General features: G+C 48.3%; 24 protein-coding genes, 1 tRNA gene and 1 pseudogene. 9 read left to right on the top strand and 17 right to left on the bottom strand.

Features of this window, described 5'->3' with window-relative positions:
- Positions 1-232: 232 nt before the first annotated feature.
- Both dcuR and ACJHYD_RS08140 read right to left on the bottom strand, forming a co-directional pair.
- A complete protein-coding gene (gene dcuR, locus ACJHYD_RS08145; protein ID WP_000611288.1) occupies positions 233-952 on the bottom strand; it encodes a two-component system response regulator DcuR in 720 nt (239 codons plus the stop codon).
- Entirely contained in the window at positions 949-2,580 is a 1,632-nt protein-coding gene (locus ACJHYD_RS08140; protein ID WP_001216477.1) for a sensor histidine kinase, read from the bottom strand. Before ACJHYD_RS08140 ends, dcuR begins: the two co-directional genes overlap by 4 nt.
- Positions 2,581-2,759: 179 nt before the next feature.
- On the opposite strand from ACJHYD_RS08140, the gene yjdI reads away from it, so the two are divergent.
- The 4 genes from yjdI to ghoT all read left to right on the top strand — a co-directional run bounded on the left by yjdI (position 2,760) and on the right by ghoT (position 4,000).
- Positions 2,760-2,990 (top strand): 4Fe-4S mono-cluster protein YjdI, encoded by a 231-nt coding sequence (gene yjdI, locus ACJHYD_RS08135; RefSeq protein ID WP_001550470.1) that lies wholly within the window; start codon positions 2,760-2,762, stop codon positions 2,988-2,990.
- A gap of 11 nt (positions 2,991-3,001) precedes the next feature.
- A complete protein-coding gene (locus ACJHYD_RS08130; protein ID WP_000405647.1) occupies positions 3,002-3,274 on the top strand; it encodes a GNAT family N-acetyltransferase in 273 nt (90 codons plus the stop codon).
- Between the two features lie 228 nt (positions 3,275-3,502).
- Positions 3,503-3,799 carry a type V toxin-antitoxin system endoribonuclease antitoxin GhoS gene (gene ghoS, locus ACJHYD_RS08125; RefSeq protein WP_000398619.1) on the top strand — a complete coding sequence of 99 codons (297 nt, stop codon included), beginning with the start codon at positions 3,503-3,505 and terminating at the stop codon, positions 3,797-3,799.
- A gap of 27 nt (positions 3,800-3,826) precedes the next feature.
- Positions 3,827-4,000: a type V toxin-antitoxin system toxin GhoT gene (gene ghoT / locus ACJHYD_RS08120; protein WP_001173343.1), complete on the top strand. Its 174-nt coding sequence runs from the start codon at positions 3,827-3,829 to the stop codon at positions 3,998-4,000.
- Positions 4,001-4,118: 118 nt separating this feature from the next.
- On the opposite strand, the gene lysS is transcribed toward ghoT, so the two are convergent.
- The 12 genes and pseudogenes from lysS to aspA form a co-directional block, all read right to left on the bottom strand.
- Entirely contained in the window at positions 4,119-5,636 is a 1,518-nt protein-coding gene (gene lysS, locus ACJHYD_RS08115; RefSeq protein WP_001550472.1) for a lysine--tRNA ligase, read from the bottom strand.
- A 236-nt stretch (positions 5,637-5,872) separates the two neighbouring features.
- Positions 5,873-7,330, bottom strand: a complete 1,458-nt coding sequence (gene dtpC / locus ACJHYD_RS08110; RefSeq protein WP_001550473.1) for a dipeptide/tripeptide permease DtpC — start codon at positions 7,328-7,330, stop codon at positions 5,873-5,875.
- 58 nt (positions 7,331-7,388) lie between these two features.
- Complete coding sequence (gene cadA / locus ACJHYD_RS08105) at positions 7,389-9,536, bottom strand: lysine decarboxylase CadA (protein ID WP_001550474.1); 2,148 nt, start codon at positions 9,534-9,536, stop codon at positions 7,389-7,391.
- 79 nt (positions 9,537-9,615) lie between these two features.
- Positions 9,616-10,950, bottom strand: a complete 1,335-nt coding sequence (gene cadB / locus ACJHYD_RS08100; protein ID WP_000092909.1) for a cadaverine/lysine antiporter — start codon at positions 10,948-10,950, stop codon at positions 9,616-9,618.
- Between the two features lie 365 nt (positions 10,951-11,315).
- Positions 11,316-12,854, bottom strand: coding sequence for a lysine decarboxylation/transport transcriptional activator CadC (cadC, locus tag ACJHYD_RS08095; protein ID WP_001187178.1), 1,539 nt, complete (start codon positions 12,852-12,854; stop codon positions 11,316-11,318).
- A gap of 265 nt (positions 12,855-13,119) precedes the next feature.
- A pseudogene (locus tag ACJHYD_RS08090) lies at positions 13,120-13,273 on the bottom strand (integrase); the annotation flags it as partial.
- Between the two features lie 197 nt (positions 13,274-13,470).
- Positions 13,471-13,546, bottom strand: a tRNA-Phe gene (locus ACJHYD_RS08085).
- Between the two features lie 106 nt (positions 13,547-13,652).
- Positions 13,653-14,228 carry a transcriptional regulator gene (locus tag ACJHYD_RS08080; RefSeq protein ID WP_001188520.1) on the bottom strand — a complete coding sequence of 192 codons (576 nt, stop codon included), beginning with the start codon at positions 14,226-14,228 and terminating at the stop codon, positions 13,653-13,655.
- Positions 14,229-14,264: 36 nt separating this feature from the next.
- Positions 14,265-15,962, bottom strand: coding sequence for a protein-disulfide reductase DsbD (dsbD, locus tag ACJHYD_RS08075; protein WP_001550476.1), 1,698 nt, complete (start codon positions 15,960-15,962; stop codon positions 14,265-14,267).
- Positions 15,938-16,276 carry a divalent cation tolerance protein CutA gene (gene cutA / locus ACJHYD_RS08070; RefSeq protein ID WP_000883400.1) on the bottom strand — a complete coding sequence of 113 codons (339 nt, stop codon included), beginning with the start codon at positions 16,274-16,276 and terminating at the stop codon, positions 15,938-15,940. The genes dsbD and cutA overlap by 25 nt, the downstream gene beginning before the upstream one ends.
- Positions 16,277-16,390: 114 nt before the next feature.
- Positions 16,391-17,692: an anaerobic C4-dicarboxylate transporter DcuA gene (dcuA, locus tag ACJHYD_RS08065; protein WP_000961959.1), complete on the bottom strand. Its 1,302-nt coding sequence runs from the start codon at positions 17,690-17,692 to the stop codon at positions 16,391-16,393.
- Between the two features lie 117 nt (positions 17,693-17,809).
- The gene (gene aspA / locus ACJHYD_RS08060; protein WP_000069437.1) at positions 17,810-19,246 is read right to left on the bottom strand and encodes an aspartate ammonia-lyase; all 1,437 of its coding nucleotides are present in this window, start codon (positions 19,244-19,246) and stop codon (positions 17,810-17,812) included.
- Positions 19,247-19,582: 336 nt separating this feature from the next.
- Here aspA and ACJHYD_RS08055 point away from each other — a divergent pair, with 336 nt between their 5' ends.
- Positions 19,583-20,059, top strand: coding sequence for an FxsA family protein (locus ACJHYD_RS08055; protein WP_001267445.1), 477 nt, complete (start codon positions 19,583-19,585; stop codon positions 20,057-20,059).
- A 15-nt stretch (positions 20,060-20,074) separates the two neighbouring features.
- Here ACJHYD_RS08055 and yjeH read toward each other — a convergent pair whose 3' ends face one another.
- Complete coding sequence (gene yjeH, locus ACJHYD_RS08050; protein ID WP_000015844.1) at positions 20,075-21,331, bottom strand: L-methionine/branched-chain amino acid transporter; 1,257 nt, start codon at positions 21,329-21,331, stop codon at positions 20,075-20,077.
- Between the two features lie 275 nt (positions 21,332-21,606).
- On the opposite strand from yjeH, the gene ACJHYD_RS08045 reads away from it, so the two are divergent.
- From ACJHYD_RS08045 to ACJHYD_RS08035, 3 genes are all read left to right on the top strand, one after another.
- On the top strand, positions 21,607-21,900 hold the full coding sequence (locus ACJHYD_RS08045) for a co-chaperone GroES (protein WP_001026276.1): 294 nt from the start codon (positions 21,607-21,609) through the stop codon (positions 21,898-21,900).
- Positions 21,901-21,943: 43 nt separating this feature from the next.
- Positions 21,944-23,590 carry a chaperonin GroEL gene (gene groL / locus ACJHYD_RS08040; protein WP_000729117.1) on the top strand — a complete coding sequence of 549 codons (1,647 nt, stop codon included), beginning with the start codon at positions 21,944-21,946 and terminating at the stop codon, positions 23,588-23,590.
- A gap of 137 nt (positions 23,591-23,727) precedes the next feature.
- Entirely contained in the window at positions 23,728-24,081 is a 354-nt protein-coding gene (locus ACJHYD_RS08035; protein WP_000558209.1) for a DUF4156 domain-containing protein, read from the top strand.
- A gap of 49 nt (positions 24,082-24,130) precedes the next feature.
- On the opposite strand, the gene ACJHYD_RS08030 is transcribed toward ACJHYD_RS08035, so the two are convergent.
- Both ACJHYD_RS08030 and epmB read right to left on the bottom strand, forming a co-directional pair.
- Positions 24,131-25,000 carry a YjeJ family protein gene (locus ACJHYD_RS08030; protein ID WP_001008025.1) on the bottom strand — a complete coding sequence of 290 codons (870 nt, stop codon included), beginning with the start codon at positions 24,998-25,000 and terminating at the stop codon, positions 24,131-24,133.
- A 234-nt stretch (positions 25,001-25,234) separates the two neighbouring features.
- Positions 25,235-26,263, bottom strand: a complete 1,029-nt coding sequence (epmB, locus tag ACJHYD_RS08025; protein ID WP_000940514.1) for an EF-P beta-lysylation protein EpmB — start codon at positions 26,261-26,263, stop codon at positions 25,235-25,237.
- 41 nt (positions 26,264-26,304) lie between these two features.
- On the opposite strand from epmB, the gene efp reads away from it, so the two are divergent.
- Positions 26,305-26,871 (top strand): elongation factor P, encoded by a 567-nt coding sequence (gene efp, locus ACJHYD_RS08020; RefSeq protein WP_000257278.1) that lies wholly within the window; start codon positions 26,305-26,307, stop codon positions 26,869-26,871.
- The last annotated feature ends 11 nt before the right edge of the window (positions 26,872-26,882 follow it).

The following is a 26,882-nucleotide window of genomic DNA, read 5'->3' as shown; positions in this document are numbered from 1 at the left end:
CCCATTTGTGGGTAAAAATACACATAATGCGGGTGACATAATAGTTAATTAACTTTTGTTAGCGTTTTGAAATTAAAAACACCGTTCATCTGAAGAGATATTAATTTTTAACGATGATGGAGGGATAATTATATTTGATCTGGCACAAGTTTTACTGATGAAGAATGTAACTTGTGCCAGGAATATTTTGCATTACAGTAATAATTATTACTTACAGATAACCAGCGATCCGTTATTGGCAATATTGTTTCAGCAGTGAGTAGTGTTCTGCCTGAATACGGTAACGGTAAACCGGACGCCCCGTGACGCCATAATGGATACTGGTGAACAAGATGTGGCAGTTGACCAGCCAGATGAGGTATTTACGGCAGGAAACACGCGAAATGTTAACCTCGTTAGCCAGCTCGTCGGTTGAAAACTCATAGTCCTGATGCGCGTCAATCCACTGGCACAGCGTGCGTAACGTCTGCGGCGTTAAGCCTTTTGGCAAGCGACGAGGATCCTGCTCGTTGGAGCTGCTGCCGTGGATTAGCTGATCAAGCTCGGCCTGGTCATAATACTGATGTTTTTCCAGCGCCATTTTCTTTTGCCGCCAGCCGGTGAGCGCCTCTTCAAAGCGGGAAGCCTGGAAGGGTTTGATCAGGTAATCCACGACACCGTAATGCAGCGAATCTTTAATGGTTGCCGCATCGGCTGCGGAGGAGATGACAATCACATCACTTTTGCAACGCGCGTTATGCAGGACAGGCAGTAAATCGAGCCCGTTCTCTTTTTGCATATAGATATCGAGCAATATCAGGTCGATAGGCGTATCGCTATTGAAGATAATCTCTTTGGCTTTCTCCAGCGTCGAGGCTGTTCCACAGCATTGAAAGCCTGGGATTTGTGCTACGTATCGGCGATTCAGCTCCGCGACCATTGCGTCGTCATCGATAATTAATACATTGATCATCTGTTCGACCTCTCCCCGTCCCAGGGTATCTGGACAAAAAATTGTGTGAAAATCCCGGGTTCCGATTCCACGGCGATGCTGCCGCCGAGATTTTCTACCTGTTGTTTGACAAGTGCTAAACCGACGCCTCGCTCGCTTCCTTTTGTCGAGACACCTTTGTCAAAAATGTGATCGATTTTATCGGGTGCGATCCCCGGTCCATCATCATTAACTTCACAGTGCAGCCAGCCGTGACGGTAGTGCAATGTTACGCTAATTTCGCCTCCGGGTTCCGGCCCTAATGCTTCCAGCGCGTTTTCTATCAGATTTCCCAACGTGGTAATCAGCGTCGCGACCTGGTCTTCACTGCCGCTGTCTGGCAGCTGGCTTTCACTGTTTAAAATCAGCGTATGGCCTAAATCGGTCGCGCGGTTAATCTTGCTGATTAAAAAACCAGCTATAACCGGAGATTTGATCTTACCCAGCAGAGAGCCAATCTCTTCCTGATAGTTATTGGCTGTTTTGAGAATGTAATCTTCCAACTGCTTATAACTCTTCAGATGCAATAATCCGAGAATCACGTGCAATTTATTCATAAATTCGTGGGATCGTTCACGAAGTGCGTCAGCATAGTTGACCAGACCGTCGAGTCGCTGCATCAGTTTACGTACTTCAGTTTTGTCTCTGAAGGTTGAAATGGCACCGATGATAACGCCATTACTGCGCACCGGAACGGTGTTGATCAGTAATAGCCGGTCTTTAATCGTAATCTCTTCGTCGCGGCGCGGGGTACCGTCGCGTAACACTTCCGAGACATCTACTACCTGTGACCACGAGTGGCTTAGCGTCGACAGTTTCTCATCGTCCTGCGACTTACGGTAATTCAGCAATTCTTGTGCGGCATCGTTGATCAGCGTGACTTCGCCGCGATCGTCCACGGCAACGACGCCTTCTTTGATAGACTGCAACATGGCCTGGCGTTGCTCAAACAGCGTGGAGATTTCGTAGGGTTCCAGGCCAAAAAGAATTTTTTTCAGTACTTTAACCAGAATGCAGGTGCCGATCAGTCCGACCAGCATGCCAAATAATACCGACCAGATAATGCTCCAGCGACTGTCATTGATCTGTTGGGTCACGCGACTTAACTCAAGGCCGATCGCCACCACGCCAATTTGTTTATGATTTTCATCGTAGATGGGGGTAAATACGCGTAAAGCCTGCGCCAGAAAACCGCGATTGATAGCGACATTTTCTTCGCCATTCAGCGCTTTAAGGATGTCATCACCTTTAAATGGCTGACCAATACGCTGGGCTTCAGGATGCGAGTAGCGAAGACTTTGCATATCGGTAACGACAATAAACAGCAGATCGTTGCGTTTGCGCACGGCTTCCGCGATGGCCTGGATGCCGCTCTCCTGCGGTTTTTTCTGCAAGCCCTGACGGATTTCCGGCGAGTCGGCGAGGGTACGCGCCACCGCCAGTGCCTTGTTGGCTAGCCCGTCTCGCGTCATATCACTGATTTGCGAGAAGTAAATCAGATGCACCACCAATAGCACCGAGAACAGTACCGCGCTGACCATTAAGATCACTGTGGTACTCAATTTCATCGGACGTTTGCGTAACATGCGGTAGGGCAATGAATGTCTCATCAGCTTCCTTGTGTGACAAATTTCTTAAGCATTATCTCTGATGAGGCGGGTAATTCAAAGGGAGTAAGAATGATTGGCTATATAGGGGAAGAGGCTCAGGAAACTGAAACTGCCGGTGCGGTATGAAGATTCCGGGCTATGCTTATTGCGAAAACCATACTGATGAGAGGGGGAAGGTCATGGATCAGGATCTACTGGACGGTGGTTATCGCTGCTATACCGGCGAAAAGATCGATGTCTGGTTCAACACTGCGATATGTCAGCATTCTGGCAATTGCGTACGTGGCAACGGCAAGTTATTTAATCTCAAACGAAAGCCGTGGATCATGCCGGATGAAGTTGACGTCACCACTGTGGTTAAAGTGATTGATACGTGCCCGAGCGGCGCGCTGAAATACCGTCATAAATAAGCGAGGGTAAAATGGAAATACGCGAAGGCCACAATAAATTTTACATTAATGACGAACAAGGCAAGCAAATCGCTGAAATTGTCTTTGTGCCGACCGGAGAGAATTTAGCGATTATCGAACATACCGATGTCGATGAAAGCCTGAAAGGGCAGGGGATTGGTAAACAGCTGGTTGCGAAAGTCGTGGAAAAAATGCGTCGGGAAAAACGAAAAATTATCCCACTATGCCCATTTGCGAAACACGAATTTGATAAAACGCGGGAGTATGATGATATTCGCAGTTGATGGGAGAGTACAGAGTCACGATATTTTTCATGCTCTCCGCGGTGTGATGCAGGAGAGCATCTGAAGGGTAGGGGGATGCACAAAGAATGGGCAGAGAGAGCGTTTTTTTGTCCCAAGTCATCCCCTTTACTGAGCAAAAAAAAAAGAATATCTCCTATATGAGAATCATCGATTGGGGTTAATAAGTTTTGCGTCCCCAGAGCGTTTAAAATTGATAGGAGTCATATTATGGAAGGTAAAAACAAGTTCAATACTTATGTTGTTTCTTTTGATTATCCATCATCTTATTCCTCAGTGTTCTTAAGGTTAAGATCATTGATGTATGATATGAATTTCTCCTCTATCGTGGCTGATGAATATGGGATACCACGACAATTGAATGAAAATTCCTTCGCAATAACGACATCATTAGCCGCAAGTGAAATCGAAGATTTAATCAGGCTCAAATGCTTAGACTTACCGGATATTGATTTTGACCTCAACATTATGACAGTTGATGACTATTTCCGTCAGTTTTACAAGTAGCCAGGAAGGATAAGAAGAACATAAAAAATGGCACTATTCTCTAAAATATTAATTTTTTATGTGATTGGTGTGAACATATCCTTTGTCATTATCTGGTTTATCTCACATGAGAAAACACATATTCGTTTACTTAGTGCATTCCTGGTCGGAATAACCTGGCCAATGAGTCTGCCTGTGGCATTACTTTTTTCTCTCTTTTAGGAGCTGTAGTTGAGTGGACCCGCTGGTTATCTTGAAACGAAGCGTCTCTCCTCAAAACTGGATTTGCGGAACGACGAACGAAGCAGTCGCCTGACTGCTTCGTTCATTAAAGTGAAATTTATTTCTGTGGGCGCATCGCCGGGAAGAGAATAACGTCGCGAATAGTATGGCTGTTTGTAAACAGCATAATCATTCGGTCGATACCAATACCCAGACCAGCGGTTGGCGGCAGACCATATTCCAGCGCAGTCACGTAATCTTCGTCATAGAACATGGCTTCGTCGTCACCTGCAGCTTTAGCGTTAACCTGTTCCTGGAAACGTTCAGCCTGATCTTCTGCGTCGTTTAATTCGCTAAAACCATTACCGATTTCACGACCACCGATGAAGAATTCAAAACGGTCGGTGATTTCCGGGTTAACATCATTACGGCGCGCCAGCGGGGACACTTCTGCCGGATATTCCGTAATAAAGGTTGGCTGAATCAGATGTGCTTCTGCCACTTCATCAAAGATCTCCGTCACAATACGTCCCAGCCCCCAGCTTTTCTCTACCGTAATTCCGATAGATTCAGCTAATGCTTTAGCGGCATCAAAATTATCCAGGTCGGCCATATCGGTTTCTGGACGATATTTTTTGATTGCTTCGCGCATGGTGAGTTTTTCAAACGGTTTGCCGAAATCAAACACATGCTCGCCATAAGTGACTTTAGTGGTACCCAGAACTTCTTGTGCCAGGGTGCGGAACAGGGACTCCGTCAGTTCAATCAAATCGTGGTAATCCGCATACGCCATGTAGAGTTCCATCATTGTGAACTCAGGATTATGGCGAACAGAAATACCTTCATTACGGAAGTTACGGTTGATTTCGAATATCCGTTCAAAACCGCCTACAACCAGACGTTTCAGATACAGCTCCGGCGCGATACGCAGGTACATATCTAAATCCAGAGCGTTATGATGGGTAATAAACGGGCGAGCAGATGCCCCACCTGGAATTACCTGCATCATCGGGGTTTCTACTTCCATAAAGCCGCGCGCGACCATGAACTGACGGATAGCGGCCAGAATTTTTGAACGGACAACAAACGTTTGACGGGATTTATCGTTAGCGATGAGGTCCAGATAACGTTGACGATAACGGACTTCCTGATCCTGCAGACCATGGAATTTATCTGGTAAAGGACGTAGTGCTTTAGTCAGCAGGCGCAGCTCAGTACAGTGAATGGAAAGCTCACCGGTTTGCGTCTTAAACAGCGTACCGCGGGCACCGATAATGTCACCCAGATCCCATTTTTTAAACTGATCGTTATAAACACCTTCTGGCAGGCTATCTCTTGCAACGTACAGTTGAATACGGCCACCGACATCCTGCAACGTTACAAAGGAGGCTTTCCCCATGATACGACGGGTCATCATTCGGCCAGCAACCGAGACTTCAATGTTTAAGGATTCCAGTTCCTGGTTATCCTTCGCATCAAACTCTTCGTGCAACTGGTCAGAGGTATGGTCGCGGCGAAAATCATTAGGAAACGCCACACCTTGCTGACGCAGTGCCGCCAGTTTTTCGCGGCGATTTCTCAGTTCATCGTTAAAATCAATAGCCTCATTGGCTCCCCGTGTTTCTCGTTCAGACATTTTGGTTCCTCTAAATCCAGCTTTCAATTTAGCGTAGATAAAGAGACAGATCGGTACACTGTATTATCTGCCTCGACTATTAATAACTCAGTTTATCTTATCGAAACTAACGCTTACCTCAAGTTGATATCACTAATAAATAACCATCAAAATGGTTTAAATGACTTATTAATCTCGATTTATTAGTGTGATAAACTGAAAGTTAATTTATTCATAACTAATTGTTTTTACGACAGTTAATCGTTGCTCTCCTGTATCATATTCGTTGGCGTGCTAAACAGAAAACGGGCAGCAAAGGCCAATACGACGATGATCGCGACACAAGCCAACGTCCACTCTCCCATTTGAGAAAAGAATCGCTGGTAAGCGGCAATTGCCATACCGCTAATTTGCGACTCTGTGGTCTGCTGTGCCACGACGCCTGCCAGCCAGTTGGCGACCGCGCCTGTTGCCAGCATATAAATACCGGTTAATACGCCAGACATTTTCAGACGCGTGATTTGCGCAATCGCCACCGGGTCAATAAAGAGTTCGGCAAAGCCCATTAGCGCCAGCCCGGATATCATCACGCCCATTGACGCTTGACCGTCAGCCGCTGCATGTCGGGCATCAAATGCCAGCAACATAAAGCCACAAGCCATCAGCAATAAGCCAAAGGCAAACTTCAGCCAGACGCGCAATGTTGAGTTGCCGTGGCTTTCTGGCGACGCCAGCCAGGCCAGAACAACCCCAGCGAGCATCACCGCAATTGCGTTCACTGACTGGAATAGTGCAGTAGGTACTTCAATATTGAATGCCTGACGATTCACAAAGCGATCGATAAACAAGCTGATGGTACTGCCGCCCTGTTGTGCCAGTACCCAGAACAATGTCCCGACAAACATCAACAATACAATTTGCCAAAGAGCACGGCGGTGTTCGGGGAATTTGATCATCATGCGGGCAATGATTTGTGCGGCAATGAGGCAAACGATCGCCAGCAAATATCCTGACCAGTCGTTCTCCAGCAGCAGGGTAAAAAATACAGGGGCTAAACAGAGCATCACCACTAACCAGCTCCATACTGGTAAGGCAAATTTAACGCTAGTGAGCGCTTTTTTATCCATACTACGCGTGGACTGGAAATGACGATGACCACTTAAGAAAATCAACAAACCGATAAACATGCCGCCACCCGCAAGGGCAAAGCCAACATGCCATCCATACCACTGAGCAGCCAGGCCGCAGGCGATGGGAGCGGCGATAGAACCGATATTGCCCGCAGCATACAGCAGCGAAAAACCGCCATCACGTCGATGATCGTTCTCGTCGTAGAGCTCGCCAAGCAAACAGCTGATGTTTGATTTGAATAAACCGTAGCCACAAATAATGATTGCCAGCGCCAGATACAGGCTAAAAGTTGAATTTGTATCAATGCCCAGCACCACATGGCCAAGGGTCATTAACAGCGCGCCGGCAATCACTGCAGTGCGGTTGCCGAGCAGGCGGTCGGCAAGCCAGCCGCCGAGAATAGGGGTAACGTAAACCAGAGAAGCATATGCGCTGAACAGGCTGATGGCATGGTTATCATCAAAACCAAGCTGATGGGTGAGATAGAGAATGAGTAAGGCACGCATGCCGTAAAAACTGAAGTACTCCCAGATTTGGATCGCCACGATATAGTATATCGCGCGCGGCTGTGAGGGTGTTTTCATGTGTTCTCCTTATGAGCAAAAAAGGGAAGTGGCAAGCCACTTCCCTTGTACGAGCTAATTATTTTTTGCTTTCTTCTTTCAATACCTTAACGGTATAGCGGCCATCAGCCTGACGGTATGCACCGTGAATATCGGTTTCAAAGCCCGGATAGTGAGCGCCGATTTCACACAGCATCTGCAGGAACTCCAGAACCGGACGGCTTTCTTCGGTGATCATTTCACCCGGCATTACCAGAGGAACTCCCGGCGGATACGGAAGGATCATATTGGCGTTAATACGACCTACCATTTCGTCGAGGTAAACTTCTTCGGTCATACCGTGCAGCTCTTTCTGGAACGCAGCATACGGAGTCATTACCATGGTCGGCAGAACTTCAAATGCGCGATACATCAGATCCGGCAGATTGTGGTGAACAATCAGTTTGTGGATATTCTGAGCCAGTTCCTGAATACGCATGTTTTCATAGAATTCAGGATCTTCACGATACAGAGACGGCAGCATGTTTTTCACACGCAGGTTCAGATCGAACGCACGTTTGAAGTCTGTCAGAGCACGCAGCAGGCTCAGTGCTTTGGTCTTATCGATACCGATGCTGAACAGGAACAGCAGGTTATACGGACCGGTTTTCTCAACAACGATGCCATGTTCGTCGAGGTATTTCGCCACGATGCTGGCCGGAATACCGAAGTCGCTCATGGTGCCGTCTTTTTCCATCCCCGGAGTCAGCAGGGTGACTTTGATCGGGTCAAGATACATGTGCTCGTTATCGATGTTTTTGAAGCCGTGCCAGTTGCTGTCAGAACGCAGCGGCCAGCATTCAGTCGTATCGATATGATCCGGCTGCCATACATCAAAGAACCAGCCATCAGATTCCGTTCTCAGACGTTTGATCTCTTTACGGAATTTGATCGCACGTTCAATGGAACCGTTGATCAGACGCTTACCAGCATTACCTTTCATCATCGCCGCAGCGGTTTCAGTGGACGCCACGATACCGTAGTGCGGAGAAGTGGTGGTGTGCATCATGTAGGCTTCGTTAAAGGTTTCTTCGTTTACGTCACCTTTAACGTGGATCATGGAAGCCTGAGAGAACGCCGCCAGCAGTTTGTGAGTAGACTGGGTTTCGTAAATCACTTTCCCTTCTACACGACCACCGCTCATACCGCATTTACCTTCGTAAATCGGTGAGAAGTTGGTGTAAGGCACCCACGCGGAGTCAAAGTGGATGGATTTCACATCCAGTGTTTTCTTGATGAAGTCGGTATTGTACAGCAGACCATCATAGGTAGAGTTGGTAATTACGGCATGTACTGGCCAGGTCGCGTTTGGTGTTTCTTTCACGCGCTTAGCAATGGTAGCGTGTTGGAATTCACTCTGTGGGATACCACCAAGAATACCGTAAGCGTTACGAGTCGGGCGGAAATAGATTGGCGTAACATCGCTCATCATCATCAGGTGGGTCAGCGATTTGTGGCAGTTACGGTCAATCAGAATGGTGCTGCCTGCCGGAGCAGAGTACATACCAACAATTTTGTTCGCAGTGGAAGTACCGTTGGTCACCATGTAGCTGCGGTCTGCGTTAAATACGCGAGCGATATACTGTTCTGCTTCTTTGTGTGGACCACTGTGATCCAGCAGAGAACCCAGTTCAGATACTGAAATGGAAATATCAGATTTCATGGTGTTCGGACCAAAGAAATCATAGAACAGGCTACCTACCGGGCTTTTCTGGAATGCAGTACCGCCCATGTGACCAGGAGTACAGAAAGTATATTTACCTTCACGAACATATTTAAACAGTGCTTTAGTCAGCGGAGGCAGAATAGTGTTGATATATTCGTCAGTGGTCTGCTTGATCTTGTTAGCAATATCTTCAGCAGCACCCAGCGCATATTCAAAGAAGCTAATCTGTAAACGCAGGTCATTCAGGCTTACATCGAGAGTGGAATACGTATTAGCGAACGCGTACAACGGCAGGTTCTCGTTCATTTTGCTAATTTCTTCGCACAGCTCGAGATTATATTTATCCCAGTCAAAAATAACGCCGCACAGACGCGCATTGTTTTCGATCAGTTTTAATAAGTCGTCACGGTCGTTCGGGTAAACAATCTGGAAGTTCAGACGTTCAAGCGCGCGATGAAGTTCACGGATGGGTTCTTCTTTAAAATAAACCCCCATGTGATTCAATATTGCAATAACGTTCATAGTCATATCTCCAGGTAAAAAAGGCCCCTCCCAACACATGGGACAAAATGAAAGGAGGAGCCTCGGAAAATACTTTTAATTAATGTGCGTTAGACGCTGTGTGGTTATCCATTGAGTGGCTCTGGCGCTCATGCATTTTGCGAGCGTAGAACATCAGGATAATCAGGCTGACGATGAAGGTACCTGCCAGCTCGAAGGAGCTTGCGCCCATCAGCGCGATGAAGCAGAACACGCAACCCAGTACAGAGCAGATCAGGCTGACAAAGTTGCGGATGTTAACGCCTTCAAAACGAATCAGGTCAACGCAAGAGTAGAAGTACGGCAGCATAGTCAGCAGTACTGCGATACCGGTCAGTTCACCGAACAGGTCAGATGCTTTACCACCGGCAGAGTTCATCAGAGTGATGAGGATCATCAGGGCAGTCATTTTCACTGCAGCCAACAGCAGACCTTTTTTCGGAATACCGTTGCTGTCGACTTCACCATAAACTTTCGGGAAGTTACCGTCGTTAGCGGCACGTACACCTGCCTGGCCTACCAACATCATCCAGGAGCCCAGAGAAGTCAGGCACGCAAAGGCGGTGAATGCAGAAACCAGCGGCGCAGCCCAGTTACCGAGGATAGTTGAAGCACTGATTGCAAACGGAGCACCGGAAGCCGCCATTACAGAAGACGGATACATACCGGAAAGCACCTGAGTCGCAGCGATGTAAACAATACCTGCTAAACCAGTACCCAGCATGGTTGCCAGCGGAACGGTACGTTTCGGGTTTTTAACCATACCAGTACTTACAGCTGCGGATTCAACACCCACGAAGGCCCACAGGCAGAGCAGAATACTTTTAATGATCGCATGACCATCAGTGGTATCCGCAGTATTCCAGTTAGCAGCATAAGTTGCCGCATCAAACCAATGCCAGCCAACAATAGCTGTCATTACCACAGGAATAAGAACCAGCACCAGACCAATAGTGGTTAAACGGCTTACCCAGGTACCGCCGAGCATATTTACAAAGGTAAATACCCAGACGATAGCAATACAGGCGATACCCGCCGGAACAGGATCATTTAATACTGGGAAGAAGGTGGAAAGATAAGATACAGCGGTAATACCAATCGCCAGGTTACCAATCCAGTTAGCATGGTAATAAAGAACACCTGTCTGAAAACCAAATGCAGGGGAAATTTCTCCGGCATAAGCAATTGGGCCACCTTGTTGCGGGTTTTTTGTTGCCAGTCGGGCATATACATACGCCAGCGACATTGCACCAATAATAGAGATAATCCAACCCCAGATAGCAATACCACCGATACTTGCTAGGTTCGCAGGTAATAATGCAATACCGCTCCCCATCATATTACCGGCAACAACACCGGTACAGGCAAATAGCCCGATCTTCTTGGCAGAACTCATGCTCTTCTCCTAATTTCATTTTTGAATTTGGAGTCCGGGTCATGATGTATAACTATTTCCTGACCAGACCAAACTGGCGCTAAGATTACTCACGAAAAAAGGATTAATCCTAAAGATTAGGTGAAATAACACAAAAGTTTCTGTAAGTGAGAACTTGAGGTTTTTTATTAACACATCAGGATCGCAAGTTGATATCATGAAAAGATAAACATTCAATGTTTACAATAAATTGCGGGACATTATCTGGTTAAATTTATGTAATAAAAATTATGCGGCAAATAAATTGCCGCAACATATTATACCAACATGAACATACAAAAAATCAACAACAAATATTCCCGAGTATGAATCAACCCGGGAGTCACTTATTCTGAAGCGAGAAATTTGTCGAGATAAGGTACAACATAAGGAACAGAAGTCTGGAATATACCATTTTCAATCCAGTAAAGGGTGTTTGCCCCTGGGCGTAAATTAAAAGCGGTGAGATATGCATCAGCTGCTTCCCGGTTCATCCCCTTCATTTCATAAACCTTGCCAAGCAACACATAATTTAGCCAGGACATTTCAAGATCAATGCCAGTATTTATCGCCTGGTAAGACTCATCTGTTTTACCTTTTACCAGAGCACTGACCGCTTTTATTTGATATATAATGGACAGGTTATTCAATTCCGGCAGTGTAACAATGTTATCTATTTCTGTATTCAGTGCTGCTAATTGTTTTTCATCTAAAGGATGTTGAGAATGGCGCACGATATCAACTAATGCTTTTTCTGCTCTCGCGTAGGTAAATTCTGGGGATGATTGAACAATCTCACCCAATAATTCACTGGCACGGTTCAATGATTTATCATCGCCATGCAGTAAATAATCATGTGCCTGATAAAAATTAGTTAATAACGCACCACGATGAGGCAAAATTTGCTGGAGCATCTCCTGCATTCGTTGTGGCCACGGTTGGTTTAACGCTTTTGATAAACTCTCCAGTAAATCATTTTGAATCGCCAGCTGATTACCGTTAGTGATGACATAACGTTTATCCAGCATGGTTGAACCATCTGCATTGTCTACCAATTTTACCGACATAAAGCATTGTTGAGCACGGTATTGGCGCTGATTAACAAACGCAATAGATAATGTTTTACCGGAACTGCTCGGTTCATCAATGTTGTAGTTGATTTTGTCATGCACCATAAAGGTGGAGAAGGTGTTAAGTGATGTCGCCACCAAATCACCCACGCCTATCGCGTAAGAGAGCTGATACGGGGAACTCCAGCTGTTACAACTTTTATTTACCATATTAATGTCAATATCGCGTGGATTGAGCAAAATACGCGATTTGCTCATCGGAAGACGTGTATCAAGACTTGAAAACGCTACCAGTGCTACACAGATACCTAACGACAACAGGAAAAAAAACCATACCCAAAAGGTAGTGAATCGTTTGCTTTTAACTGGGGATTGTTCAGGTGGCGTTGCGGTGTTTTGAATGTTAAGACTGTGGGAGGGAGAATCTGTGGCAGGAACCGCCTCTGGTATAGGGGGAGGCGAAGATAGCATTATTTCCTCTCCCTCTTCTTCGCTGTACCAGATAACCGGCACCATTAATTTATAGCCGCGCTTTGGTACAGTAGCGATATAGACAGGACTATCTTCATCATTATCTTTTAATGACTTACGTAGTTCTGAGATACTCTGCGTCACAACGTGATTGGTGACAATACTTCTCTTCCAGACATTATCGATAAGTTCATCCCTGCTAAGTACTTCGCCACTGTGTTGAGCAAAGAAAACCAGAAGATCGATTAATCTCGGCTCAAGGGTAAGTTGACGCCCATTGCGGCTAATTTGGTTTATGGACGGAGTAACAAGCCATTCGCCAACGCGAACTACAGGTTGTTGCATAATAGAAACTCATTCGAAAAGGGAATGATGCAATGATAATTGCCACAACCTATTTTTACCATCTATAGATGGTTTTATTTACATATTATTGGTGAATGCAAGACGTTATTTTTACCAGCCATAAACTTCTTGATTACATGGTATTACGAAAGGATTTTACTGAGAACCAGAAGTAATATTCCTTATCATCAAAATTCATCATCTTTGCCAAAGAAAAATGTTCATAAAATAATCCATGGGAAATTGCCCGGCGCGCTTACTATTTTTATGGATTGTTAGTCTTTGCATGAGCAAGCGGACTGATACATTTCTCTTTGTTCTCATTCAGAAAATCTCATCAGTCGGCGTTCTGCCCGAGGTTGTGCTTTATGGATGCGTTACGCTCCTGATGACGTCATCTGACGTTCAACAGCATCACGGGGCCGCGCGACATTTCACGTCAGTCAGTGCTATCGCTCAGGAACACATTTCCCCGAATTGGGATATGCCCGCAAATTGCTGGTGATGTGGGGAGAATCTGGTTGAGTTCGGTAGAAATGATTTTTAGGCAGAACGCTTAAATTGTGGCGTCCTGAAACGAAAAACGGACCTCCGTGGAGGTCCGTTGATATGAATTTGGTGCCCGGACTCGGAATCGAACCAAGGACACGGGGATTTTCAATCCCCTGCTCTACCGACTGAGCTATCCGGGCAACGGGGCGCATTAAACCGTAATCTGCACATCTCGTCAACCTAATTTCAGTAAAAGCGATTCAACTGCTTAAGATTGCGGCAAATCGCTTCTTTTCTGTGTTTCTGTCAGGTCAAAGCACCACCCTGGCGGCAGCGGGCGAAGCGCAGGATATCTTCCGCCAGCCGATGTGCGGTGTCGACATCCGCCTGGCTACGATTCACCAGCATTCGGCTTAAACAGCCTTCCAGCACCAGTTCCATCTGCTTTGCAACCATCGCCGGATCGTCAACTTCCAGTGTGGTTAATAGTTCGTGGGTGAAATCGTAGGCCGCGCTTTTTTGCTGATCGGCCAGTTGATGAATAGGGTGGCCAGGATCGGGATAAAACGTACAGGCAGCGATAAACAGACAGCCCGGATAGCGGTTGTTTTTAACGCACTCCGATAACGCCTGATAACGTGCCAGCAACTTTTGTTCGGCGGTTTGCGTTTCGTCCAGCATCAGCTGACGACGCCAGACATCTATCTGTTGGCTAAGATAACGCAGCGCATCGTAGAGGATTGCCTCTTTGTCTGGCCAGAAGCGGCGTAGCTCGTCCAGTGGATAATCCACACGTTCAGCAACCATCTCCAGCGTGGTGTTGGCAATCCCTTGTAATTCTAATAATTTCAGGGCTTCTCCCAGTACATCTTCACGTTGCACGCTATTTTCCTCCGTCTTTCCCACTGCAAGTGTCGTTCACGGTTGGCGATCGCGCAAATGTGCGCTGAAGGTTTCAGCATCCATAAAGCCCGTGACGCGTGCTTGTGGATGCTCCTGGCCTTGTCCGTCAAAAAAGAGAATTGTCGGTAGGCCAAGGACATTAAGATGCTTTAACAGCGCCACATCTTGTGCGTCGTTGGCAGTGACGTTGGCCTGAAGTAATACCGTGTCTGCTAACGCTTTTTGCACCTGCGGGTCGCTGAAGGTGTATTTCTCAAACTCTTTACAGGCGACGCACCAGTCGGCATAGAGATCTAACATCACCGGTTTGCCTTTGGCTTCAACGAGCGCCTGATTTAACTCATCTACCGTTTTGATTTGTGTAAAGTTGAGATGCGTCTGAGTTTGCGCGGTATGCGTCGCACCAAATGCCCAATCCTGAAGTGGGCGCACGCTAACCAATGCCGCTGCCAGCAGGATTATTTGCACCACGCGCATCCAGCCGCGTTTGGCCTGTAGGCTGGTGATAAAGGCCCAGCCAAAGAATGCGACACCAAGCGCCGACCACAAGCGTAATCCCCATATATCACCAATCACTCGCTCCAGCAGGAAGACCGGCAGTGCGAGGATCACAAAACCAAACGCGGTTTTGACTTGTTCCATCCACGGGCCGCTTTTCGGCAGCAGGCGGTTACCAAAGACGGTTATTAGCATCAGCGGCAGGCCCATGCCCAACGCATAGAGATAAAGCGTGCCGCCCCCCAGCAACATGTTCCCGCTTTGGGCGATATACAGCAGAATCGCGCTAAGCGGTGCGGTGGTGCATGGTGAACAGATCAGTCCGGCAATCGCCCCCATAACAAACACACCGCCAGGTGAGCCGCCCTGTTGGCGATTGCTCATCAGCGTGAGGCGCGTTTGCAGCGAAGAGGGGAGTTGCAGGGTAAACAAGCCAAACATTGACATCGCCAGCAAGGTAAAGACGATAGCGAGGCCAATGAGCACGTATGGGTGCTGTAGCGCCGCCTGGAACTGTAACCCTGCGGCGGCAACCACCAGACCCAGTGCCGTGTAAGTCAGCGCCATCCCCTGCACATAAATAAAGGTCAGCAACAATGCTCTGGCAGTGGAAAGCCGCTGTTTACCGCCCAGCACGATGCCAGAAATCAGTGGGTACATTGGCAGCACGCATGGCGTAAAGGCGATACCAATACCGATCAACAACGCCCAGAGCGCGGAAAAGGGCAATTGCGCGGTGGGCTGCTCTTGCTGCGGAACAGACACAGGCTGTGACGCTGCGTTGTTGGCGACCACTTCGCTTAACGGAACGGTTTTGGTTTCTGGCGGATAACAGAAACCGGCATCAGCACAGCCCTGGTAGGTGACAGTTAACGTCGCTCCCGCACTCGCCTGGTTGATGGTTACGGGAAGCGTCAGCCGATCGCGGTAAATCTCGCTTTTGCCGTAAAACTCATCTTCATGCCAGACGCCTTGCGGCAGCTGCACGTCGGCAATTTTCGCGTGTTCCGGCGTAATGCGGACCTGTTTACGGTAGAGGTAGTAACCGTCTTTGATCTGCCAGGTCAGATTCAGGTCATGTTGGTTTTGCTGAAAATCAAAAGCAAAGGCTTGATCCGCGAGGACAAATTGTGAACGTCCCGGCGCGTCGAATAATCCGGCAAAAACGGAAGTGCTGCAAAGTAGCAGGATCAGCGTAAAGATGCGTTGAGCCATGAGAGGTAATCTGTGTCTCCGTGTGTAACAGGTAAAACCAGAAGTTCCGGGGTTTGATATGGATGATGAGACTTCAGGCATTCCAGCAGTGCCTGCTGGTGAGATACGGTAGTTTTTAAAATCATCTGCACTTCGTATTCTTGCTCCAGCTTACCTTCCCAGTAATAGAGAGAGGTAGCGCCGGGGATCAAGGTCGCGCAGGCCGCCAGTTTTTCCGCCAGCACTTTGGCGGCTAAATCCTGGGCTGTCGCTTCATCCGGTGCCGTACATAGCACCACGACAGACGCGGTATTCGAACTTTTTTCATCAAGCATAAACACCTCGCAAGAACAGATGGAACCGCAAGAGAGAGGTCACTATACAACGGACGGGGGAAGGATGTTAGTCGGCGGGAAAGAAAGCGGGGCCTGAAGCCCCGCGATTGGTCATTACAGCATGAAGCTACCCAGCACGAAGCCGAAGCAAACGGCCAGGGCAACACCCAGAGTACCCGGGATGAAGAACGGATGGTTGAAGACGAATTTACCGATACGGGTAGTACCCGTGTCATCCATCTGTACCGCAGCAACCAGCGTCGGGTAGGTCGGCAGAATGAACAGACCAGACACCGCAGCGAAAGAAGCAACAGCGGTCAGCGGAGAAACGTTCAGTGCCAGAGCCATCGGCATCAGTGCTTTTGCGGTTGCAGCCTGAGAGTACAGCAGAGCAGACGCAAAGAAGAAGATGACGGCCAGCAGCCACGGATGACCCTGAATCACTTCACCAGCGGTATCTTTGATCCAGTCGATGTTGTTGGAAACGAAAGTATCGCCCAGCCATGCAACACCCAGGATACAAATACAGGCGCTCATACCTGCTTTGAAGGTGCTGGAGTTGAGGATGTTGTCGGTATCGACTTTACAGATAACGGTGGTCAGAGTTGCAACGCTGAGCATGATGATCAGGATTGCGTTGGTGGTGTTCATCAGCGGTTTTTCAACCAGACCCATGCTTGGGCTGTTGATGATTGCATAGATAACAACGCCAACTACGCCCAGCAGGAACAGCCAGACGGACGTTTTTGCACCGGATTTGATTTCAATCTGCTTTTCACCGCGCAGTTCAACCAGGCCCTCTTCCAGACGCTTGCGATAAATCGGATCGTCAGAGAGTTTGGAGTTGAACAGCATAGTGACCAGGAAGGACATCACCAGAACCGCCAGCAGGGTGGACGGGATGACCACGGAGAGCAGATGGAGGTAGCTGATGCCATGACCTTCCATTACGGAAGACATGTAAACCACTGCCGCTGAGATTGGCGATGCGGTGATCGCAATCTGCGCGGATACCACTGCAGTAGACAGCGGACGGCAAGGTTTAACGCCTTGTTCCTTCGCAACTTCAGCGATAACTGGCAGTGTCGCCAGAGAGATGTTGCCAGTACCAGCAAAGATTGTCAGGAAATAGGTCACGATCGGTGCGAGGATCGTGATGTATTTCGGGTTACGGCGCAGCAGCTTTTCTGTCTGATGAACCAGATAGTCCAGACCGCCAGCAACCTGCATGGCAGAAATAGCGGCGATAACCGCCATGATAATGGAAATGACATCGAACGGGATGTTACCGGGTTTAACGCCAATAGCGGCAAGAACCAGCACCCCCAATCCGCCTGCAAAACCAATACCTATTCCCCCCAATCTGGCGCCCAAGAAGATCGCCAGCAAAACTATGATGAGTTCTACAACTAGCATATTAGCCTTCCTTGTTTTTTAACAAGTTGATATTAGATTGTTATTTTTAAGTTACTGCTCACAAGAAAAAAGGCACGTCATCTGACGTGCCTTTTTTATTTGTACTACCCTGTACGATTACTGTTCGCTTTCATCAGTATAGCGTTTTGCTTTGTAAGCCGGGTGCATCAGATTCTGTACGGAGAAAATATCGTCAAGTTCCGCTTCAGTCAACAGACCGCGTTCCAGAACGACTTCACGTACACTCTTACCGGTTTCGGCACAGATTTTACCCACGATGTCACCGTTGTGGTGACCGATGAACGGGTTCAGGTAAGTAACGATACCGATAGAGTTGTAAACGTAACCTTCGCACACTTCTTTGTTAGCAGTGATGCCGTTAATGCATTTTTCCAGCAGGTTGTAGCAAGCGTTGGTCAGAATGTGAACGGATTCAAACATGGCCTGGCCAATGACCGGCTCCATAACGTTCAACTGCAGCTGACCTGCTTCTGCTGCCATGGTAACAGTGGTGTCGTTACCGATGACTTTGAAGCATACCTGGTTAACCACTTCCGGAACAACCGGGTTTACTTTAGCTGGCATGATGGAAGAGCCCGCCTGCAGTTCCGGCAGGTTGATCTCGTTCAGGCCGGCACGTGGGCCAGAAGAGAGCAAGCGCAGGTCGTTACAGATTTTGGACATCTTCACAGCCAGGCGTTTCAGCGCGCCGTGAACCATAACATAAGCGCCGCAGTCAGAGGTCGCTTCGATCAGGTCTTCAGCCGGTACGCATGGGAAGCCAGTGACTTCAGCCAGTTTTTTCACTGCCAGCGGAGAGTACTCTTTCGGCGTGTTCAGACCAGTACCGATTGCTGTTGCGCCAAGGTTAACTTCCAGCAGCAGTTCAGCGGTACGTTGGATATTTTTCACTTCTTCTTTCAGCAGGATGCTGAAAGCGCGGAATTCCTGACCGAGGGTCATCGGTACTGCGTCCTGCAGCTGGGTACGACCCATTTTCAGGATGTCCTGGAATTCGACAGCTTTACGTTCAAAGCCTTCACGCAGTTGGTTAATCGCATCTACCAGCTTAATCAGGGAAGAGTAAACTGCGATACGGAAACCGGTCGGGTAGGCGTCGTTAGTGGACTGACATTTGTTAACATGGTCGTTCGGGTTCAGGTACTGATATTCACCTTTCTGGTGACCCATCAGTTCCAGACCGATATTGGCCAGCACTTCGTTGGTGTTCATGTTTACGGAAGTACCTGCGCCGCCCTGGTAGACGTCTACCGGGAACTGATCCATGCATTTTCCGTTGTTCAGGACTTCATCACATGCGGCAATGATGGCATTCGCTACACTTTTAGGAATGGTTTGCAGCTCTTTGTTTGCCATAGCTGCGGCTTTTTTAACCATTACCATACCGCGAACAAATTCAGGAATATCACTGATTTTGTTGTTGCTGATATAGAAGTTTTCAATCGCTCTCAGAGTGTGAACACCATAGTAGGCATCAGCTGGAACTTCCCTGGTACCCAACAGATCTTCTTCGATACGAATGTTGTTTGACATGTGAACCTTCTTTTTCAAGCTGCCAATGATTTGCTTTAAACACACAGAATATATGTGGTTTCGAATGTTTTTCGACCGACGATTATCCCCTGCATCGACCGAATACCCGAGATCATATGCTGCTTGAGGATTTCTACCGTAATCTGGATCACTTTAAGTGTCGGTTTTTACCCCTTAATTATTAATTTGTGAAATAGATCACCGCTTTGGGATTACTACCAAAAATAGTTGCGCAAACATCTTGAAATTTTGCTAATGACCACAATATAAGCTAAACGCGATTCGCAACCCATTCAGGTAGCCGGGGTTAACCGGCTGCTATTACAGGAGAAACCTTTGCGCTGGTTACCTTTTATTGCCATTTTCCTTTATGTCTATATTGAGATTTCAATCTTTATTCAGGTTGCCCATGTATTGGGGGTATTGCTGACCCTCGTGCTGGTTATATTCACGTCAGTTATCGGTATGTCACTGGTACGTAACCAGGGCTTTAAGAATTTCGTGCTGATGCAGCAAAAAATGGCGGCGGGTGAAAACCCAGCGGCGGAGATGATTAAAAGTGTTTCGCTGATCATTGCCGGTTTGCTGCTTTTATTACCGGGCTTTTTCACCGACTTCCTCGGTCTTCTGCTTTTATTACCGCCGGTGCAAAAGCATCTGACAGTGAAGTTGATGCCGCATTTGCGCTTTTCTCGCATGCCAGGCGGCGGTTTTAGCGCCGGGACCGGTGGCGGTAATACTTTTGATGGTGAGTACCAGCGAAAGGATGATGACCGCGACCGCCTTGATCATAAAGACGATCGCCAGGATTAATGCCGAAACGCCGGATTATGTGGTTATGCCATTTTCCGGCGTTTTTCGTTTTGGCAGAAACAGCCATAACCCCGCCAGCATGATCAGCGCATAGAGACTTTTCCAGCCGACCATTGCCAGTAACAGAACGCATAACAGCCCGCCAACCACCGCCAGTAGTCGATAACGTCCTTGCAATAATTTACAGCCTGCCAGCATGCATAACAGATAAATCATAATAAAGATGCCATTGGCATAGATGATAAGTGCGTCCAGATTGATCCCTAAAGCATGAATCACCAACGTGCTCACCACGCAGCAGCCGAGCACCGCATTGAGGGCATTATTCGGGATATGACGAGAAGAGAGGCGTGCCAGGTAGTGGTCAGGATTATGTTGCGCCTGCGACCAGACCAGGCGGGCGAAGCTCTGTATATAAATGTTGAGACTGGCAAAGCAGGCCAGATAGCCAATCACGCAGGCAATCCATAACGCTCCTACACCGAACAGTTGCACTACAATTTTTGGAAGCGATGCTGCTGCCGCCATTTGTTCACCATAGGCGTCGAAGTGTAAGACGACTACCGTACAGCCCCAGTAGACTAATCCTGCCAGCAGCAGACCAATCATCAAAGCACGAGGAAAATCACGCTCTGGATTTTTAAATTCCGAGGCAAGATGGGCAAATGCTTCCAGACCGACAAAGCACCAGAACATCACTGATAACGCAGCAAATAACCCGGTAAGTTCGATATTACCAGGTGCAGGGAAGGGGATATTCGCAGGTTTGATATCGCCCGCCCACCAGATAGCGACAATCAGCGCGACGATAAGTCCGGCAATAACTGTTTGTAGATTAGCACTGGAACTGGCACCGCGAGTACCGATATACCACACCAGCGCCAGCGTACCGAGTTCTGCCAACAACAGTTGCCAGCTATGCCAGCCAAACATTGCCTGGCCGAATCCGGCTGCAATTTGTAGTGCGGCAGGCAAACCCACGGGAATGACTGATAAAAACAGCCAGCCGGTGACTCGCTCAAGCCGCGAACCAAACGCCATACCGACGAAGTGCGCGACGCCGCCTGCGCTGGGATAGTGGCGACCCAGAATCGCAAACACAATCGCAATCGGGAACACTAAGATAATCAAAACGGGCCACGCCCACAGGCTGTTATTGCCCGCTACCAGCGCAGCTAACGCAGGAACGGCAAACACGCCAGTGCCTAATAATGACGTCGATAGCAGGCCAATGCCCTGGGCCAGTCCCAGTTCTTGTTTGAGTCCACTCATGGGTTGATGTCCGATTGCGCCCAAATTATGGGCAACTGCGTAGATTTTCGATGGTAGCACAATCAGATTCGCTTATGACGGTGATGAAGAAATTGCGATGAAATGTGAGGTGAATCAGGGTTTTCACCCGATTTTGTGCTGATCAGAATTTTTTTTCTTTTTCCCCCTTGAAGGGGCGAAGCCTCATCCCCATTTCTCTGGTCACCAGCCGGGAAACCACGTAAGCTCCGGCGTCACCCATAACAGATACGGACTTTCTCAAAGGAGAGTTATCAATGAATATTCGTCCATTGCATGATCGCGTGATCGTCAAGCGTAAAGAAGTTGAAACTAAATCTGCTGGCGGCATCGTTCTGACCGGCTCTGCAGCGGCTAAATCCACCCGCGGCGAAGTGCTGGCTGTCGGCAATGGCCGTATCCTTGAAAATGGCGAAGTGAAGCCGCTGGATGTGAAAGTTGGCGACATCGTTATTTTCAACGATGGCTACGGTGTGAAATCTGAGAAGATCGACAATGAAGAAGTGTTGATCATGTCCGAAAGCGACATTCTGGCAATTGTTGAAGCGTAATCCGCGCACGACACTGAACATACGAATTTAAGGAATAAAGATAATGGCAGCTAAAGACGTAAAATTCGGTAACGACGCTCGTGTGAAAATGCTGCGCGGCGTAAACGTACTGGCAGATGCAGTGAAAGTTACCCTCGGTCCGAAAGGCCGTAACGTAGTTCTGGATAAATCTTTCGGTGCACCGACCATCACCAAAGATGGTGTTTCCGTTGCTCGTGAAATCGAACTGGAAGATAAGTTCGAAAACATGGGTGCGCAGATGGTGAAAGAAGTTGCCTCTAAAGCGAACGACGCTGCAGGCGACGGTACCACCACTGCAACCGTACTGGCTCAGGCTATCATCACTGAAGGTCTGAAAGCTGTTGCTGCGGGCATGAACCCGATGGACCTGAAACGTGGTATCGACAAAGCTGTTACCGCTGCAGTTGAAGAACTGAAAGCGCTGTCCGTACCGTGCTCTGACTCTAAAGCGATTGCTCAGGTTGGTACCATCTCCGCTAACTCCGACGAAACCGTAGGTAAACTGATCGCTGAAGCGATGGACAAAGTCGGTAAAGAAGGCGTTATCACCGTTGAAGACGGTACCGGTCTGCAGGACGAACTGGACGTGGTTGAAGGTATGCAGTTCGACCGTGGCTACCTGTCTCCTTACTTCATCAACAAGCCGGAAACTGGCGCAGTAGAACTGGAAAGCCCGTTCATCCTGCTGGCTGACAAGAAAATCTCCAACATCCGCGAAATGCTGCCGGTTCTGGAAGCTGTTGCCAAAGCAGGCAAACCGCTGCTGATCATCGCTGAAGATGTAGAAGGCGAAGCGCTGGCAACTCTGGTTGTTAACACCATGCGTGGCATCGTGAAAGTTGCTGCGGTTAAAGCTCCGGGCTTCGGCGATCGTCGTAAAGCTATGCTGCAGGATATCGCAACCCTGACTGGCGGTACCGTAATCTCTGAAGAGATCGGTATGGAGCTGGAAAAAGCAACCCTGGAAGACCTGGGTCAGGCTAAACGTGTTGTGATCAACAAAGACACTACCACCATCATCGATGGCGTGGGTGAAGAAGCTGCAATCCAGGGCCGTGTTGCTCAGATCCGTCAGCAGATTGAAGAAGCAACTTCTGACTACGACCGTGAAAAACTGCAGGAGCGCGTAGCGAAACTGGCAGGCGGCGTTGCAGTTATCAAAGTAGGTGCTGCTACCGAAGTTGAAATGAAAGAGAAAAAAGCACGCGTTGAAGACGCCCTGCACGCGACCCGTGCTGCGGTAGAAGAAGGCGTGGTTGCTGGTGGTGGTGTTGCGCTGATCCGCGTAGCGTCTAAACTGGCTGACCTGCGTGGTCAGAACGAAGACCAGAACGTGGGTATCAAAGTTGCACTGCGTGCAATGGAAGCTCCGCTGCGTCAGATCGTCCTGAACTGCGGCGAAGAACCGTCTGTTGTTGCTAACACCGTTAAAGGCGGCGACGGTAACTACGGTTACAACGCAGCAACCGAAGAATACGGCAACATGATCGACATGGGTATCCTGGATCCAACCAAAGTAACCCGTTCTGCTCTGCAGTACGCGGCTTCTGTGGCTGGCCTGATGATCACCACCGAGTGCATGGTTACCGACCTGCCGAAAAACGATGCAGCTGACTTAGGCGCTGCTGGCGGTATGGGCGGCATGGGTGGCATGGGCGGCATGATGTAATTGCCCTGCACCTCGCAGAAATAAACAAACCCCCGGGCAGAAATGTCTGGGGGTTTTTCTTTTGGTCATCTTTCTAGTATAAGATTCAGACACGGACGACGCGAGTGGCGTCCAGCTCATTGATTATGGGGAATAACATGCACGTAAAATACTTAGCAGGGATTGTCGGTGCCGCGCTACTGATGGCGGGTTGTAGCTCCAGCAACGAATTGAGTGCTGCCGGTCAGAGTGTACGCATTGTGGACGAGCAGCCAGGCGCAGAGTGCCAGCTGATTGGTACTGCGACAGGTAAGCAAAGCAACTGGCTTTCCGGGCAACACGGTGAAGAGGGCGGTTCTATGCGCGGCGCAGCAAACGATCTGCGCAACCAGGCGGCTGCAATGGGCGGTAACGTGATTTATGGCATCAGCAGCCCGTCGCAGGGGATGTTGTCCAGTTTTGTCCCGACGGATAGCCAGATTATCGGCCAGGTATATAAGTGCCCGAACTGATGGGATCCAGAGGCTGGATACTTCCAGCCTCGTAGTAAAACAGATGGGATTATTTCGCCTGTGGTGCAGTTTTGCTGGTGGATTGAACACGTAAGTGATGCAGCGCGCGTAAGCATTGATCCTGGGTTAGCGGTTGGGCGTTATTTGCCGCTACGGTGCGAACATAGACCTGACATGGCACACCCGCGAGTTTTTTCAGTCGGGGGCTGAAATCAAGCATTCGGCGAGTGATCGCCTCCACTTCTTTACCCGGCGTTGCTTCACGCGTTTTCACCACTGCGCCGCTAAATTGTTCTTTGCCACTTTCATCTTTAAAGCGGTAAAGCACCGCCAGATAATGGTTGAACAAGTTATGTTTCCATTCCGGTTGGGAATAGGTGTCATATTCCAGATTGCCATTGTCCTGGCAGTCAACGTCGTATAACGGCAGGAAATCTAACAGTGAGGTAATACGTAATGCCAGTTCACGCATTTCCGCATTATTAATTGCATGAATGATTGCTCGCGCCAGCATTTCAATCTGCAATTCATTGATGACTAACTCACATTTGCTACCGTCATGTAGCGTTAATACGAAGGTAAGATTTTCACCCTGATTATCGGTAAGTTCCAGCGTGTTAACCCGACGATTAATATCGGCATTTTTAAGCTCATCAACCAGAATTTCTGGGATATTTTCTGCCATTTTCTTAATGACTTTATCGCGAGCTTGCTCATACTGAAGGCGTGCAGCAGCATCCAGTTTATGCTTTTGATGCAGACGGCTTTCCAGCGCAATCAGAAGGTCGCGCAGTTCCATGACAGACAGAAAGAACAACGATTCTTTATTGCGAGGCTCTTTAATTTTCAGCGCCAGTGCAATGAAATTATTACTCTTGCGAATAACACCGGTATTAACACCCTTGATGCTTATGGCCATGTAGGTTCTCCCTAACCATTTCTCAATTAAATAATTAATTTTAATTTATAAGCCAGATAAATGGGCTTGGTAGTAATAGTTGTTAAAATAACATAAATAGCCGTGCTCACTCTATATAAACAGAAAAGAAAGGTTAATTATTGGTGTTGGTTATATAAAAAGTAATAACAGCAATGTATATGAATAATTAAAGGTTATGCAACGTGCAAAGATTAAACTTCCCTGTTTAATCAGTTACTGCTGGCGTAGCTGGAGATCCAGCGGCGTTTTGCTGGGTTCGCCGCCAATTTCTCGCGCCAGTTTAGGCACCAGATATCCCGACACCAGTGTCAGCAACTCACGCATAATCTGCCGTGCTTCGTCATCACTCACCATAAAATGCGCCGCGCCCTGTACCTTATCGAGCACATGCAGGTAATACGGCATCACGCCGGCATCGAACAACGCATTACTCAGGTTTGCCAGCGTTTGTGCGTTATCGTTCACGCCACGTAACAGAACGCTCTGGTTGAGCAAAGTAACGCCTACCCGGCGCAACTTAGCCATCGCCTGACGGAATGTTTCATCTATCTCATTGGCATGGTTGATGTGATTCACCAGCAAGATTTGCAGCGTAGAATGTGAAAAGCGTTCAACCAGCGCATCTGTGATGCGTGCCGGGATCACAATCGGCAGACGGCTGTGAATCCGCAGACGTTTGATATGCGGGATGGCTTCCAGTTGTGTGAGCAACCAGTCCAGCTCGTGATCTTTCGCCATCAGCGGATCGCCGCCGGAGAAAATCATCTCGTCCAGTTCCGGATGCGCAGCAACATACTCAAGTGCAGTTTGCCAGTTACGCTTGTTGCCCTGATTTTCGGCATAGGGGAAGTGGCGACGGAAGCAATAGCGGCAATTTACCGCGCAGCCGCCTTTGACCAGCAAAAGCGCCCGGTTGTGGTATTTATGCAACAAACCAGGCACTACGCTGTGCTGTTCTTCCAGTGGGTCGGTGGAGAATCCGGGCGCGACGACAAACTCATCTTGCGAGGTAAGTACCTGACGCAAAAGAGGATCGTCCGGATTGCCTTTCTCCATGCGATCGATAAATGAGCGGGGCACACGCAGGGCAAAAAGCTTTTTGGCGCTGCGTCCGGCCAACAGTTTTTCGTCCGCGTCTATATTCAAAAGACGCAGAAGTTCATCAGGATCGGTCACAACATCGGCAAGTTGCGTTAACCAATCTTCTCTGGATGGGGTATTTAGGGTTACAATATGCGCCATTTTGTGGCTTAGCTACCAATTAACAAATTTCAGAGGGCCTTATGGCAACGTACTATAGCAACGATTTTCGTGCTGGTCTTAAAATCATGTTAGACGGCGAACCTTACGCGGTTGAAGCGAGTGAATTCGTAAAACCGGGTAAAGGCCAGGCATTTGCTCGCGTTAAACTGCGTCGTCTGCTGACCGGTACTCGCGTAGAAAAAACCTTCAAATCTACTGATTCCGCTGAAGGCGCTGATGTTGTCGATATGAACCTGACTTACCTGTACAACGACGGTGAGTTCTGGCACTTCATGAACAACGAAACTTTCGAGCAGCTGTCTGCTGATGCAAAAGCAATTGGCGACAACGCGAAATGGCTGCTGGATCAGGCAGAGTGTATCGTAACTCTGTGGAATGGTCAGCCGATCTCCGTTACTCCGCCGAACTTCGTTGAACTGGAAATCGTGGATACCGATCCGGGCCTGAAAGGTGATACCGCAGGTACTGGCGGCAAACCGGCTACCCTGTCTACTGGCGCTGTGGTTAAAGTTCCGCTGTTCGTGCAGATCGGCGAAGTCATCAAAGTGGATACCCGCTCTGGTGAATACGTCTCTCGCGTGAAGTAATGCGGTTGTGG

Source organism: Escherichia sp. WS1368 (genome assembly GCF_046487485.1).
GTDB lineage: Bacteria > Pseudomonadota > Gammaproteobacteria > Enterobacterales > Enterobacteriaceae > Escherichia > Escherichia coli.
The sequence above is the reverse complement of the archived record's forward strand: the minus strand, read 5'-3'. Positions and strand labels throughout refer to the sequence as shown.